Raw genomic sequence first — 16,432 nt, forward strand, 5'->3', positions numbered from 1 at the left:
TGTTTCTTTTCCTCTCTTTATTCTGCAATGCCTCAAAGACCACTTATCTAACGTTGCAAAGGTAGTCTTTATTTTCGATGAAAACAAGAGAAATCCACACTTTTATCAGTCCGTTTCATTTTTCCGCACTTGAATTGCCGTTTTATGCCCAAAGCCCATCTCATCGTGAATTTGCTGTTAAGAACTTCCTTTTTATTGTCTTCATCATCCTTTTGCGTGTTAAAAATAAAATTTTTCTGTGCAATTCCTTGCAAATTAAAGAAGAATAACCTATATTTGCGCTTAGGAAAAAACAACTTAAACGTTCATGCTTATGAAGACAACGTTGATTTTACCAATTTCAGCCCCCTTGACATAAAGAACGCCACTTTCGGCAGTCAAGGGAGATATGCAGGACTCAACGAAAAGGCTTTGCATTAATCAATTTTCGCACACACGATACAATCCATCCCACTTTTATTTTACGGATTTTCTCTCTTTACCGTTTTTATTGCGGGTATCTTATCAGACTGAAAAAGAACATAGACAGTATTAACTTATGGGACGACATTTACACGAAACAGCATTTCTAATAGTTACAGCCTTATTCAGTCCCGTGCAGTCCCGTGCGCAGTCACCCGGTCAGGTCAGCGGTGCCGAGGCATGGCTGAAGACCGTCCCCCTGACGACGGACCTGCAGGGGTACTATCATTGGCGCGACTTCTCGGGCGACTCCGTTAGAACCAACCTCTACGATGCCAAGGGCGCAGCCTACGGTGGTGAGTTCACGCAGCGGCACACATGGATACGGACTTTCAACTTCAACCCCGCCCTGAACTTCTCCGAGGGGAATCAGCCGAAGGAGAGTCTACTGAAATACTCCAACCTCGCGCAGATGACCGTCATCGGGGTGTTTGCCCCGACGACCACCGCCTATAACAAGGACGAGGTGCTATATGCCGTCAGCGGACGCAAGGGTGCGGGAAGCCTCGTGAGCAGGGACAAGGCGGTCGGGCAGCAGGGCATAGAACCGCTCAACTACGGAAGCACGGCCGGCGAGGACCTTCTTTATTCGGGGAGCGAGAGGCAGACCGCAGAGGAATTCAAGTCCACGAGTCCCCGCATCGTCTCATACATCAGGGCATACGCCCCCGTGCATTCCGTGTGGGGAGAAGGCAGACGTGCGACCATCACCACGGGAACATACAGGGACGGAGACGTCAATTTCACGACAGCCTTTGACAAGTCCCTGTTCGGGGGCGGTGCGCTCAATGGCTACACGCCCGAGCTTATCGCATACGGCAGGACGCTCACGCCGCTGGAGCGCAGGCAGGTGGAGACCTATCTCGCCATCAGATACGGCATCACGCTCAGCGGCTCGTACTACACGGGTACGGGCGACCTCTCATGGGACAGGGACGAAAGCTCCGTCTACCACCACAGGGTGACGGGCATCGGGCGTGACGACGCGGGCGACCTCTTCCAGCCTCTCTCCACGACGAGCTACGAGGAAGCACCAAGATACTCTACTGAAAAGACATACGACAGCTTCAGAGACGCAGACCCATACGGCCTGCCGACGAGCCAACGCCTTCTCGTCATGGGGCGTGAGGACAGCTCGCCCATACCCGACGGTGGCTATATGATATGGGGCGACGACAACGGCTCCACGACCACCGCCGAGACGGAAGGAAAAACACCGTGGCACGTCATGAACCGCAGGTGGCTCGTCAGGACGAACATCGACTCCACCGAGTACAGGAAGGACATCTGGACGCAGAACGGCATCACCGTCACCTCCGACGGTTTTATGGATGCAGTGTCGCAGAATGAGCCCAAGGAGGGCGCATACATCGTCAGCTCCCCGCTCGACACGGGAAACGGCACGATGGAATACACCAACCCGAGGCTCCATCCCGCCTACAATGTAGGATTCACCGAGGCATCGGGCACGAAGTGCGCCTACGGCTTCAACGTCAGCGCACGGGGTGAGATCCGAATCGTAGAGGACGGAACAATACAGAATCGTGTCTTAACAGGCAATACGGGCGGAAAGAGTTTCATCGTACGCAGGAAAGGAAACAGCGTAACCTTACTCATCGACGGCAGGGGCAGCAAGGACCTGCAGATAACCATACCCGTTGAAAACACGGCAAAGGCAGCCTGCATGATTTTCGAGACGGCAGGCGGCGAGACAGCATTAAATATCCCCAAGCTGCGCAGGAATGGCTTTGGAGACAGCGGCAACATGGTCGAGCTCGGATACGGAGTCCTCGCCAAGGATAACAAGTTCGCAGGTGCGGACTACCGCAACGTCTTCATGCTCATAGACAGAGGTGCGGGCGACAAGAGCGACATATGGGAAAACACCATCATCAGATGCTCGCGCAAGGACGCGAGCCGTGAAAAACTCGTCTTCGACAACATCTTCATGGACACCGACGGCAGTGGATCTGACACGTTCACCTTCGCCTGCTTCGACGGCATACTGGCACGGCTAACACCGCACGATGCGAGCTGCACGGGCGGAAAGCCGCGAAAGGACGGCAGCCTTGACATCAGCATGGTGGTCGGCCTGCCGAGTTTTTCATACAGCCTGCTGGCGGACTCCGTGGAGAATATGGAGAAAGGTGCCGTAGCTTCACGGGGAAACTTCACCACGAAGACATACACGGTGAAGAACCTGCTCCCGGGAAACTACAGTCTGCTCATTAAGCAGAACGCGGGCATCGACATCACGGCGGAGAGCATGGGAGGCGTCGAGTATGCCCATGCGGTCGGTCGCCGAAAGCAGGGAGAGGTCACATGGACTATTCCCTCGCTCACCTCCGACTACAGGGCGGGACTCTGCACCACGCTCGGACTGGGAAAGAACATCCTCCACGGCTTCGACGTGAAGAATGCCACGGCACAAGTCGTGGTCGAGGGCAAGCCCGTGGGTGCTGCCGTCACCCTGAATGGAGGTGACGCACTCGGCATCATCTTCACCCCCGACACGGTAAGCTATACGGTAAACGGCATCGTCGTCCACCGTGCGGCCAAGAAAGCTGGTCTCGGCTGGCTCTTCGGCATGGGCTTCAACAAGGGACTCTCGACCATCGACGGGCTGAGCATCGACGGCGGAGACTTCGCCCTGACGAGCGTTTCGAGGGGCGTGGCCTACGAGACGAAGAAGGCGGTCGAGGACAGCATGGCGGTAATTATCGGCAACGAGTGCAGCCCGAGCGTGCCCAAGGCACAGGCAAGGTCGGCAGAAAACGCCTCCTCCATCGAGAGGCAAGCCCATTCTGCCCTCACTGTGACAAGGAAGGACGGGACTGGTATGGCGTTCAGTGCCGAGCTGAGACTCGCCAAGGAGACCGATGCCGAACTGCTCGTCTATGACACATCAGGAAGACTGCTGAGCCGGACGGACATGACGGGAGGCACCATCAAGCGTGCCGACTTCACCGTACCGCAGACGGGCGTGTACGTCGTCAAAGCACTCACCTTAGAAGAGGAATTCACAAGGAAGATAATGGCAAACTACTAAACTCCAACGGCTATGAAGACAAAGCATTACCTCATATCGGCGGCATTACTGACAGCCATCACCGCAGCCATCGCTGCGACGCATATATACAAGGGACAGGACAGTGTACGTGAAAACAACGGCACGAGTATATCACAATCCGTGGCAGCACAGACCGAGACGTCCACGAAGAACGTCCATAATGCAGAAAAAGCTACGCAGGGAATATCACGGACGGCAAGGAAGGAGGATAAGTCAAAGACGACAGCAGCAGCAACTTCTTCCGTTATGGAGACCATCTACACGGCAGATCATGCCTCGGGCATCATAGGACAGCCCGACGGACGGGTTTCGGACAACCCCGAGGACAACATCTTCGAGATAACAGTCGAGAAAGTCTCTCCAAATATGCGCGCATGGCTGGTCTATGACCTCAAGGGCGTAAGCTCTGGTCAGGGCATCAGCAGGAGCATCAACGACCGCATGGCTGTCGGCGGCTACCTCACGGCACTTTCCAAGGAATGGAAGACCGTCAGGGAGGAAATAAGTCCCGAGTGGCTGAAGGACGGCAGGAACACCGTCCTCTTCACCATTCCGACGGATGCTTCCTACGCCTATTCGGTCAGGAACGTACATATCGAAACCGTAGCGGATGCTAAGACAAAGACTAATACCAATAAGCAGGAAGAAATAATCCTTTCCTCCGTCCCCGTAACCTATGACGGTCAGACCTATCTCCACGGCTTCGTGCGTGGGAAGGCAAGCCGTGTCTCAGTGAACGGCACAACCCTCACCGTCCATGACGGAGAATTCGAGGGCATCGTGCCATCGACGGGCAGACAGCTCAAGCTCACGGCAGTCATTGATGGCAGGAACATCAGTAGGACAATAACACCCATACAGGGAGGCAGGGCGGACTATGCCCGTGCCTTCGTGTCCGTCGGTGGGAAGGCAGAGAAGCGGTTCCTTGCGCACAGGGCGGACAGCATCGCCATCGACGGCAACGTCCTTTCCGTGAAGGCTGCGGACATCGCAAGGGATGGCAGATACTCCGTCACGGCACTCCGCGAGACGGACATTCCAGCCCTTGACTACGGCATGACCAACGTCACCGTCAAGGGAGACGGCTACCGCTTCCTTCCCCACGGCAACCACTTCGAGGGCAAGGGTGCGACGGTGAAGATAAAATACGACCGCACGCGAATCCCGAGCGGTTTTACAGAAGACGATATCAATACCTATTACTTCGACAAGAACACCAAGCACTGGGTGGCACTGGAAAGAGTTAGGGTGGATAAGAAGGAGACCTGCGTCGTGTCACGCACCACGCACTTCACCGATATGATCAACGGTGTCATCAAGGCACCGGAGTCACCCCAGACCGACGGATTTACCCCGACGATGATGAACGACATCAAGGCGGCAGACCCGACGGCGAAGATCAACCTCATCACCCCTCCGACGGCGAACAACCGAGGTTCTGCCAATCTTCAGTATGGCTTTGAAATGCCTCCCGCACGCAATGGTATGGCTCCTTCTTTGGGCATACAGTACAGTAGTGAAGGAGGTAGTGGATGGCTTGGAGAGGGTTGGAATCTCTCTGTTCCTTCTATTACGTTGGATACTCGCTGGGGTGTTCCAAGATACGATACAAGTAAAGAAACCGAGACTTATTTGATGTCGGGTTCTATGCTTTCCACGATGGGTGACGATGGCAAAATGGGTGTTGCCCACCGTGGTGAGAAGATGAACCGAAAAGCGGACAGACAGTTCTACACTCGGCAGGGAGGAGACTTCAGCCGTATTATCCGAAAGGGTAATTCTCCTGCCGACTACTCATGGGAGGTAACTGACAAGCAAGGCGTCAAGTACACCTATGGAGGTGAAGGAGCAGTCCTCAAAGGCACAATAACAGACCTTAGTGGCAACACACGCGAGGTTATCTCTGAGTGGAAACTAAAACGTGTGGAGGAGACTCATGGCGACTACATCGAGTACGTCTATGAGACCGCAGACGAGCCTGTCAGAGGGGGGCTCATGGCAAAAGCCATCTATCTCAAGGAAATACATGCAGGTAACAGCGGACAGCAGCCCCATACCGTGGTAGCATTCGAGGGCGGTAAGGAAAAACACCTCAAGACCAACAACGCCCGCTACGGCTACCTCACCTCGTCCAACCGACTGCTGGAAAAGGTAAAGGTGAACTTCCAAGGCTCGGAGCTGAGAAGCTATTCCTTCGCCTACAGGGAGGGTGCGTTCAACAAAGATATGCTTACGGGTGTAAAGCAACTCGACGACAAAGGTGCAGAAGTGTCGTATCAGAAATTTGACTATTATGATGATGTACAGGCTGCTAAGGGGTATGTGCCTTTTAAGGAAAAACAGGAAACATGGAATACGCACAACGACCATTTAGGTGCAGGCTTCTTGAATCCATTACAATTTGTCAGCAAAGCTTTTTCTGACAAACCCAGTGCCCTTGGTGGAACAACGAGTTTCTCCCTTAGTGGATCATTTTATGCCGGTATCGGTCCGATGGATGGAGATAAATGGAAAGGAAATACCATAGGCGCATCTTACGGGTATTCTTTGGATAAGAGCAATGGAGTCTCTACATTGGTGGATATTAATGGTGATGGGCTTCCTGATAAGGTCTTTAGAAAAGGTGGCGCACTTTATTATCGTCCCCAAATACCGACTTCGCAAAATAGTGAAGTACTATATGGAGAAGATGTGCGTATTGTAGGAGTCTCTGGTTTCTCCAAGATAACAAGTTCAACCCATAATGGAGGGGCAAAAGCCACTGTTGGTTATCAGTTATTCACGGCAGAAGTAGGTGTTGATTTCTCTTCGACCAAAACCAAGACAACGGAATACCTCTCCGACATCAACGGCGATGGTCTGGTAGACCTTGTATCGGGCGGAAAGGTTTATTTCAATCATATAGAGTTCGATAAATCCGGCAATGCCATTCCAACTTTCACCCTGAGCAGTGCCGATACGCCGAGTCCGATTATCTACAGCGGCAAGATAGACGCCTCTGTCATCCAGATAGACCCTGCCGAGCAGGCAGAACTGATTAAATCCTCTCCGATGGAGGACATGGTGCGTGTCTGGCAGGCTCCCAAGAATGGAACCGTCAGCATCTCCGGTACAGTCAGCCTGATTACCCCGATGGGGGATTATGATGCGGATGAGTATGCCCATGCAGACGGTGTGCGCGTGGCCATTCAGAAAGGCAGTGCGGAACTCTGGAACAAGAAAATTGCCAAGGGCGACGCCACAGCCTATAATGCAACGGCACAGGATATCGCCGTCAAGAAAGGAGATAGAATCTACTTCCGCGTGCAGAGCGGTACCGAGGAAACAAGCAACGGCGCTTTCGACAACGTGAAATGGGCACCCGTCATCACCTATGCGGGAACGGAAGAGAAACTTCCCGACGGTCTCTCCACCACGGTGTACAAATCGGAGGAGGGAGCCATCTATGATGCCCACACTGTGGCCAACATTGCAGAAAGCATCTCATTGGGGCTTTCCGGAAAGTTTACCAAACCCGTAACGACTGATGATGTAACACTCAAGGTCTACGCATCCAATAACGAGACGGACAGTTTGGGAAATAAGAATCCCAAGTACCGGAAAAAGGAAATATACACCCGGACCTTTGCGTGGAATGAAGCGTTTGACGGAGAACTCCAACAGACAATCCCCAATCCTGACAGTTATACCAATTTGAAGTTTGAGGTCAGCTCCACTTCCAACGTGGACTGGTCGAAAGTCAGATGGACACCGCAGGTGGAAGTGACCGCCAAGGATGGCAGCAAGCAGCAAACGGCAGGGGCTGCCCATTATGTTCTCTTTGCCGATATGGTCAATGAGGGAAAGCCCGTTGTACTGGGCTCCAATACGGCATCATTGTCTGTAACCCCAAGCATTACCGTCGTTCCCCCGACGGCAAGCGGAACGGTGACGATGACCGTCAAGACGGCTGACAAGTTGCTCGGCAAGAAGACCTATACGCTCAATGGCGGTTCTCTTTCAGGAGACCCGCTGACAATCACAGGTGTCAGTGCAGGCAAGATATGGATAGACTACTCCTATTCAGGAAACATATCGGGACAGGCAGTAACCTCGATGGCTACGGTAAGCGGTACAGGCACAGCACAGGCGGGCTTCTATGCCCAAAGTGACAATACCGGTATGGGTATGCTGTATCGTGGCTGGGGCGGTTTTGCCTATAATGCCTCCGAAGGCAGGTATGGCAAGCCTATTGACGAATCACTGCTGAAACTTCCCGACAGCAAGGATGCCAAACTGGATCCGAGAACCATGGCGTTTACACCTATTGGCACAGACCAAATGACCTTTGCACGCTGGATAGGTCAGAATGAATTCATTTATCTGACGGCAGATACGATGGGGACTGCTCGATTGGGTGAGCAGCAAGTCATATTGACAAATCCTTTAGAAGGTAGTACAGAAACAGCGGCACTTACAGGAGATTGTTTGCAAGGAACAGGAGCCACTGCTGTGACACTGGTATCAACCAGCAAAAGTACAGTCAAGCAAGGAGGTAGTATGGGAATTACCTACAATGAAGCAGGAGGAACGTCAACAACAGATGTAACCATGACGGATATGAATGGCGACGGTTATCCAGACATCATCGCAGGAGGTACCATTCAATATACCAACACTCAAGGAGGTCTCAGCGGAGAGAAATATAGTGGCATGGGTAAAACCACAGGGAAACATAGTTCCAAAGCATGGGGAGCAGGCGGAAAACCTGTCGCTTCCGGTGTAGCACTCTTGGATATGATGACACCCTACAAAGGCGGTTCTACTGGTACGCAAATGAATACTGGGCTCAAAAAAGCTCTCAATAACCTGCGTACATCTTTCCTTGCCAAAATATCCATATCTGGTAACATTCCTGAGAATACAGAAGACGCTGTAGAAACATTCATGGATATCAATGGAGATGGACTCCCCGATAAAATTCTGACAGATAGGAGAGTTCGATTAAACCTTGGTTATTCGTTTGCTGATCCTATAGCATGGGACATAGATCGCATACAGGGCGGAAAGACAAACTCTTACAACATGAGTATAGGCGCCGGTGATACGATTTTTACAAAAAAACATATTACAGAAGATAAGAAAAGTATAGTAAAAGCTTCGGGGAGCGTTAGTGGAGGAGTCGGTTTGGTAACCTCTCGAGGTGTAGAAGAATATGATTTGATTGATATCAACTCCGATGGCTTGCCCGACAAGGTCTGGATGACAGACGACAAGGTCTTTGTCGCCTTGAACAAAGGAGACGGATTTACTGATGGCATTCTTTGGAAAGGAACCTCGTTGTTGAGTGAAAACATATCTACAGCAGAATCGGTTAATGGTGCATTTACCTATACAATTTTCACCCCCATGCCTACGCCGGTTGTCAAGATTTGTCTGAATCCCGGCACAAGCACGGGACACTCCATCAACCGCACGACCTACTCCCTGCAGGACGTTGACGGCGACGGGTATTTGGACATCGTTGAGTCCGATAAAGAAAGCGAACTAAAGGTTACTCGCTCCGCCATCGGCAGGACGAACATGCTTAGGAGCGTGACCAACTCGCTCGGCGGCACCTTTACGCTCGACTACGAACATACCACGCCAACTTACGGACTTCCCGGCGGTAAGTGGGTGATGTCTTCGGTCACAGTCGATGACGGTATCCATGATGACGGTCCGCTGATGAAGACCGTCTTCGCCTACTCCGATGGACAGAAGGATCGCCACGAACGTGAGTTCCTCGGTTTTGGAAAGGTCGTAACCAAGAATATCGACACCGAACAGGGAGAAACCGCAGTCTATCGTCAGGCTGTGCAGCTCTACGATGTGTCCACCTACTATGCACAGGGCAATGAGCTTGGAGCGTCTGTAGAGGATGCCAAAGGCAACAAGTACACCGAGACACGCAATGAATATGACGGCTATTATATCACTGCCAGCGGTGACAGATATACTTTCAACAAACAGAAGAAACTCTGTAGCGACCGTGCTTCCGCTTTCGTGCCGCTACGCTATACCGCCAATAAGCAGTATGAGGGACAGGCAACCGGCATCACCACCTCTGAGGCTTGGAATGAGTATTACCTCACTGGCTATCACGGAGAACTGAAGTCCTACAAGTTCAGTGATAAGGGTAAGTTGGGTGCTGACGGTTCGGGTAAGTTCGACTACCAAACCGCAATACAATATGCTCACAATGATAACAAACATATCTTCGGGCTACCTACCAACGTAACCGTAACGGGCGGTGATGGTAAGATTTATCATCAAGTTTCTGCGACTTACGATTTGAACTATGCCGACCATATTACGCAGATTAAACAACAACTCGGAAGCAGCGAAGCTGTCTCTGACTATACTTATGATACTTACGGCAACATCATCAAGACCACGCTTCCTGCTAACAGCAAGGGACAGCGCATGTGGTACACCTACCGCTATGAGCCGGTGATGAATATGTATGTGGAGCGTGTAGACGATGCATTTGGCTACCGTAGCGAGGCTGCCAACTTCGACTACCGCTATGGTATGGCACTCCGCCGTATGGATCTCAACCACTTCTATTATGAAACGGATATAGATAACCTCGGACGTGTGAAAGCTGTGCGTGGTCCTAATGAGTTGGCAACAGGTGTGCCTTACATCATTGCCTTTGACTATCAGCCTAAGGCTACTTTCGGCACCAATGGCATCACTGCACCTGCGTACGCAGTGACCAAGCATTACGACATACAGCACCCAAGTAACGATTTGGAGACCGTCACCTTCGTGGACGGCTTCGGGCGTCCCGTTCAGGTGAAGAAAGACGGTGTGGTAACGACAGCTGCCAAGGGTAGTGCTCCGAAAGACGAGATCGTGATGATTGTCAGCGGACGCAACGTCTATGACGCTTTCGGTCGTGTGGCTAAGGCTTACTACCCTGTAACCGAAGCTGTGGGAAACAAGACAACTTTCAACAAGGCTTTTGACAACGTGTCGCCAACCGTAACGGTTTATGACGTGCTTGACCGTGCCATGAAAGTAACACTTCCGGACAATGCTGAGACCAAGACGGAATACTCTACGGACGCAGGTAGCAATGCACTCGTAACGACTGTAACTGATGCGTTGGGTAATCGTCAGGCAACCTATACCGATGGTAGTGGCAAGACCGTGAAGACCGAGCAACTCAGCGGACCCGATGGTATCATTACCACCTCCTTCGAATATGATGGCATTGACCGATTGGTCAAGGTAACAGACACCGAGGGCAACGTAACGACATCCGTCTATGATATGGGCGACCGTCGCACTGAGGTAAACCACCCTGCAAGCGGTATCACCACCTTTACCTACGATGCTTTGGGCAATGTGCTCACCAAGCAGACAGCCAATCTCAAAAAGGAGGGCAAGACCATCAATTACGAGTACGACTACGGTCGTCTGACGGCTATCAACTATCCCGACCATCCGGAAAATAACGTGAAGTACCATTACGGTGGTATCAACTCTTCTCACAACCGTATCGGCAGACTGATGCTCCGTGAGGACGGCAGTGGCGCTATCGAGTATTACTACGGTAAGATGGGTGAGGTCTTGAAGACGGTACGCACGCTGATTGTGCCCAATCAGGCAGTGGCAACCTACGTAACACAGTGGAAGTACGACAGCCATAACCGCTTGCTGGAAATGATTTACCCCGATGAGGAAAAGGTCACCTACGGCTATAACCTCGGTGGACAGGTAGACCACGTGCGTGGTTACAAGTCCTATGGCTACGATTATGTGAACAAGATAGGTTATGATAAGTTTGAGCAGCGCACCTACCTGAAGTATTGCAATGGAGCGGAAACCTTCTACAGCTATGACCCGCAACGACGCAGGTTGCAGAACCTCGTAGTGAATGCTAAGGTAGGTACTATCATGGACAATGCCTACAGCTACGACGCAGTGAGCAACGTGCTCGGTATTAAGAACAATGCTCCACTCCCACAGAGTGGTAAGGCAGGCGGACAGATGAGCCATAGTTATACTTATGACCCACTGTATCGTTTGGCAAGCGCAGCGGGAACTTATAAGGGAACAGACAATAAATCCGCTTCTTATACCTTATCTATGGGCTACGACAATATGCATCGTATCACGAGTAAGAAGCAACACCTCTCACAGACAGGTGTGCAGTTCGACGGCACGCTCAACACAGGCTATGACCTCACCTATACTTATCAAAAGGCAGAGGGTAAGAAGTTCCAGCTTGACAATGTTCGTGATATCAACTACCGAACGGAGGAGACTCCGACGGACAGCACCAATATCAACAACGGACACAAATACACTTACGACCTCAACGGAAACCTCGTCTATATCAACACCTCTCGTGTGAAGAAAGACGGCAAGGAGGATGAAAAGGCAAGTGAGCAGAAGTACCGTTGGGACGAGGAGAACAGACTCTTGGCAGCTGATGAAAACGGCTTTGTGAGCAACTATTGGTATGATGCCGATGGTGAGCGCACGGTGAAGAGCAGTGGCGAGAATGAAGCCATCTATGTGAACTCCGAGTTCTCGGGTGGCAACACCGGTACGGCACGCTTCTCGCTCTATGTCAGCCCATACCTCGTGGCAGGGCAAGGTGGCAAATATACGAAGCACATTTATGTAGGTAGCCAGAGAATTGTCAGCAAGCTTGGCGACCTCGCTTCTTATGGCGCAGACCCAAGACGAATTCCATACGCAGGCAATGAGGCTGATGGTCTTACCATTAACTACAAGGATAAATACAATCAGCAACTGCAATCCATTAAGGATAACTACAAGGCGTTTGACCAACCTTATAACGGTAAGGACAATGACGACTACGTAAACGGTCAGGGCTTCTGTTGTAATGATGGTACGCCGGAGGCGGCACAGGCTCGTGCGATGGCACGCACAAGGGCTGCAAATGGCAACTTCAAGCCCAACGACGAGTACGAGAAGATGCAGTTCTACTACCATCCAGACCACTTGGGTAGCAGTAGTTACATCACCAATCTTGATGGCGAAGTATCGCAGCACATCGAATACGTTCCATTTGGCGAAGTATTCCTTGAAGAACGCAACAATACGTGGAATACCCCTTACCTCTTCAATGCTAAAGAATTTGACGAGGAGACAGGTATGTACTACTATGGGGCACGGTACTATGAGCCGAGATTGAGTCTGTGGGTGAGTGTGGATCCAAAACAAGAGGCGTATCCAAATTATCACTCTTATTGTTATGTGTTCAATAATCCTGTCAATGCTATTGATCCCGATGGTAATGAACCAATAAAACCACAAGCTGGTACCGCGAAAGGATTCGTAGAGGAAATAAGCAATACTGGAGCGAGATCAGGTCGCAAACATGGTCAACAAGCCCATAACGCAATGGTTGGATTTGGAAAAATAGAATTTCATTTTCCTCGTCCTTTACCAGCAAATACTGGTAGAATAAATACCTATAGAAATAAGTATATTTATACAACAAAGGGAGGATGGTTAGATATGGCACATTTTCTTTATTATGCAGGGAAAGCCTATTCTTATAAATTAGAGAAGAATAAGGCAAAAGAGTTTATAGAAAAACATCCTATATTATTCGCTTTCATGAGTGTAGAAGATCAAAGAAATATGATGAAAAAGTCAATGCAAAGCCCTGTAGGTGAAGCAATGCAAGATGGTTATCTCCAAGAGCAGACTGATAGAGTTTTCGCCCGACATTCAGCTTATAGCTACGAAGACTTACCAAGTGATAAATTGGGTGCAGAATTTGGAGCAAATTACTTTGATCCGAAAAGCAAGCTCTCTTTGGGAGAGCAGTTGAATAATTATTTACAAGGATTAGGCGCTACAGTACCCGAAAAAGCGCCAAACTATAAAGATTTACCTCAGGAAGAACCTCAAAAAACTCCTTCACGCACCAACAAGACAACAATTCCTGTTTATACACATAATAATCCATAAAATGAAAAAGAAAATTTTCACTATAATAATCGCACTCTTATTTTTCCTCTTATTTTTCCTCTTATTTTTCCTTTTTAAAGATAAGAGGGAAAATGAATTGACTAACAAAGGTAATCAGATTATCGAGAAAATAGAAAGATTTAGGCAAGAACATCATAAGATTCCTAAAACTCTAAGAGAAATTGGTTTTACTAATGGCGAGGGAGCAAATACATTATTTTATGATGTCGTAAACGATACGGCCTTTACACTATCATTTACCATGTCTATGGATTACAATAAAACGTATTATTCGGATGTCAAACAATGGGAATATGGATATCGCGAATTGAAATTAAAATAAGAATACTTATTAGTTGAATTGGTAATGTTCCAAATTTGGAGTCAAAGAATTAATCATCTAATTATCAATGTATTTTAACTTTAGGCATAAAGGCAGGGATAGATTCTCTGCCTTTTGCTATTTTTGTAACCCAAAACAAAGTATTGCTGTCCAGTGAAAATAAACTGAAAGTTCTGTATCTCTTTACCCATCGGTATTGCAGCCGTTTTGCTTATGCAGGAGCTTGCTTTTCAGTTTCAAACTGTAAGCATAATAAAATGTGCTTATTTTGACAAGGAAAGCCGTATAATAACCAGATAAATTAATGAAATCATAAGTTTGAGTCTATTTAACCTAACACAGATAACTCCAAAATGTTTTATCGGACACCAATAAAAAAACGACCTTACAAAAACGCTTCGGCACTTTACGTTCCAGATTGGGAGTTGAGTTTCAATGTCCGTATTGCCACTCAAACAATATTGTCAAAAGTGGTAAAAGTAGTACAGGTAAACAACGCTACCAATGCAAACATTGCCAGAACCGTTTTATTACCGTCTACAACATACAAAGCCTATCTTCCTAACATTGATAACTGACCAAAGAGGGATTGGGCAATCACAGCACGATACTAACGTTGGGTATTATGATTTATCAGCATTGATTCTTGTTTACTCTCAAGGGATTTTGTCAGCAGCACTGCTTGCTGTTGCAGTTTAATAAGAATTTGGGAATAGGTTTCGAGTTTGCTGAGTAGTTGTTGCGCAGTGGCGACAGAATGATAAGTATTGAGGGCTTTCACGGCTTCGTTGTATAGCACGCCTATCTTATTCGTCATGACGACGATTTCTGATAGTTTCTCCAAGTAAGGTTCTTTGGCAGGGTCTTGGGTGATGACCTTAAAGGCTTCACCTAAAAGTCTTGCTCGGACAAAATCACTTTTCGTTTTTGCTCCCGACTTATGGTAAAGTCTGATAAGCTTCTGCTGGTCTTCGGAATTAGGTATTCTGATGTGCCATCTATCCCATCGTGGGCAGGTGGCACATCTGCCGTCAGGCTTCTTTTGTTTCTGCTTTTTCATTGTTTTCTAATCACGACTTTGGAGTGATTTAATCCCCCTTCGGGGCAAGGGTCTTTGTGGTACAAATGGCAATTTGTGGTACAAAGACACACCTTGCTGATGTAGAAAATGGGATTATAAGCCCCTGCTGTGTTACTGCATTCATTGAATACAGTAACTCGGCGTAGGCTTGCATTCGAGGAATGCAGTAATTCAGAGTTTCCTCCATCTTTCCACATCTTCCTTGTATTGGTCGAGGTGTTCCCGCAGTACCTGTTCGACATATCCCGAAACGCTCGCTCCATGCTCACCGATTCTCCGCACCACGAAGTCTAACTTTCGTTGGGTTTCCTCTGATACATACACGGCTTTGCGGTGGCTGTTGCGAAAGGGCTGGAGATATTTCCCCTGAAACTCGGATAATTGCTTTCTGTCCTTTGTTTTTCCCATTCTTTGATGAAATTCTTCGGTAGAAGTAGCCCTTTCTGTTGGCGACAACGCTGTTTCTTGATAGGACGGTTGAGAAAAATCCTTGTTACTCTCCTTGTCATTTTGTTCCTCAACTTTATCAACAGGCTCAAACCTTCTCTTTTCCTCTTCATAATCGAAGGGCTGGTCAAAATCGGGTAACTCTTCGGGCTTGCGGAGCTTAACGCCATAATTTCCCATATCTCTAATGGCTTGTTCCAAGCGTTGTTTCCTTTTTTCATCTATTCTTGCCATAATTTCTTGGGTATCGGGTTATAGTGTTTTTCAAGCATGGCTTGTATGTCGCTCTGCTTGTAGAGTATCTTCCCTCCGATTTTGTAGAAAGGAAGCGTTCCTGAGTTTCTGTACTCTTGGAGCGTGCGTGTGCTGAGCCGTAATTGGCTGCAAACCTCCTCACCCGAAAGGTAAACCTCACCATTCAGCATCGGACGGGCGGTAGAGCAATACCGCTCCAACTTCTTCAAAGTGCCTTCCATCAGTTGTGAAAACAACTGCATCTGAGGGTCTTCCCGCGTAATGATTTCATTCTCTGCCATAATTCATTCATTCTTTGATTTCAATCCTTGACTGCATTCAGCATTTCACAGATGTCGGTCTGTTTGTAATAACACTTATGTCCAATCATGGAGAAAGGGATTTTGCCCGTATCTCGGTATGATTGTAGGGTACGCTTGCTGATGCCTAAACGCTTGCACACGGCTTCGTTGTCGAGCCATTGCTCGGTCTTGGGAGGATTACCGATGAGTTTTTCCACACGATGGATAAAGTCTGCAAATTCGGAGCGATGTCGCTCCCACGCTTTGCGGTCGATGATAATGAGTTTCATTGCCTTAATTTTGTTTTGATTACTTTATTGTTACTCAGCAAACAAACTGTTATGCAGTCCATTGCCGTACTTCTCGGGTGCAAAAGTAACCCCTCGGAAGCACCACTGCAAGAAATGAGGATAAGCAGGGAAATAGAGAGAAAGCAATAGAAAAACAAAGGAAATCCGTCTGTGTTATTGCGGTAATGAGATGAGGTGCCGGCTCGTTCCTTTTATTATCTT

8 protein-coding genes are annotated in these 16,432 nt (G+C 48.9%); 4 read left to right on the forward strand and 4 right to left on the reverse strand.

Annotated elements, in window-relative coordinates:
* Window positions 1–538: 538 nt before the first annotated feature.
* The 4 genes from HMPREF0671_RS08770 to HMPREF0671_RS12705 all read left to right on the forward strand — a co-directional run bounded on the left by HMPREF0671_RS08770 (window position 539) and on the right by HMPREF0671_RS12705 (window position 14,421).
* Window positions 539–3,511: a hypothetical protein gene (locus HMPREF0671_RS08770; RefSeq protein ID WP_052052957.1), complete on the forward strand. Its 2,973-nt coding sequence runs from the start codon at window positions 539–541 to the stop codon at window positions 3,509–3,511.
* A 12-nt stretch (window positions 3,512–3,523) separates the two neighbouring features.
* Window positions 3,524–13,513 (forward strand): SpvB/TcaC N-terminal domain-containing protein, encoded by a 9,990-nt coding sequence (locus HMPREF0671_RS08775; protein ID WP_232223185.1) that lies wholly within the window; start codon window positions 3,524–3,526, stop codon window positions 13,511–13,513.
* Between the two features lies 1 nt (window position 13,514).
* Window positions 13,515–13,856: a hypothetical protein gene (locus HMPREF0671_RS08780; RefSeq protein WP_036899608.1), complete on the forward strand. Its 342-nt coding sequence runs from the start codon at window positions 13,515–13,517 to the stop codon at window positions 13,854–13,856.
* Between the two features lie 418 nt (window positions 13,857–14,274).
* Entirely contained in the window at window positions 14,275–14,421 is a 147-nt protein-coding gene (locus HMPREF0671_RS12705) for an IS1 family transposase (protein ID WP_084589751.1), read from the forward strand.
* 45 nt (window positions 14,422–14,466) lie between these two features.
* Here the strand turns inward: HMPREF0671_RS12705 and HMPREF0671_RS08785 are convergent, their stop codons facing one another.
* From HMPREF0671_RS08785 to HMPREF0671_RS08800, 4 genes are all read right to left on the reverse strand, one after another.
* A complete protein-coding gene (locus HMPREF0671_RS08785) occupies window positions 14,467–14,916 on the reverse strand; it encodes a hypothetical protein (RefSeq protein ID WP_036899611.1) in 450 nt (149 codons plus the stop codon).
* 192 nt (window positions 14,917–15,108) lie between these two features.
* Window positions 15,109–15,618: a DUF3408 domain-containing protein gene (locus HMPREF0671_RS08790; protein WP_004359024.1), complete on the reverse strand. Its 510-nt coding sequence runs from the start codon at window positions 15,616–15,618 to the stop codon at window positions 15,109–15,111.
* Window positions 15,606–15,920, reverse strand: a complete 315-nt coding sequence (locus HMPREF0671_RS08795; RefSeq protein WP_004359023.1) for a helix-turn-helix domain-containing protein — start codon at window positions 15,918–15,920, stop codon at window positions 15,606–15,608. Before HMPREF0671_RS08795 ends, HMPREF0671_RS08790 begins: the two co-directional genes overlap by 13 nt.
* 20 nt (window positions 15,921–15,940) lie before the next feature.
* Window positions 15,941–16,210 (reverse strand): helix-turn-helix domain-containing protein, encoded by a 270-nt coding sequence (locus tag HMPREF0671_RS08800; protein ID WP_004359021.1) that lies wholly within the window; start codon window positions 16,208–16,210, stop codon window positions 15,941–15,943.
* Between the last annotated feature and the right edge of the window lie 222 nt (window positions 16,211–16,432).

This window comes from Prevotella sp. S7 MS 2 (assembly GCF_000762865.1).
GTDB lineage: Bacteria > Bacteroidota > Bacteroidia > Bacteroidales > Bacteroidaceae > Prevotella.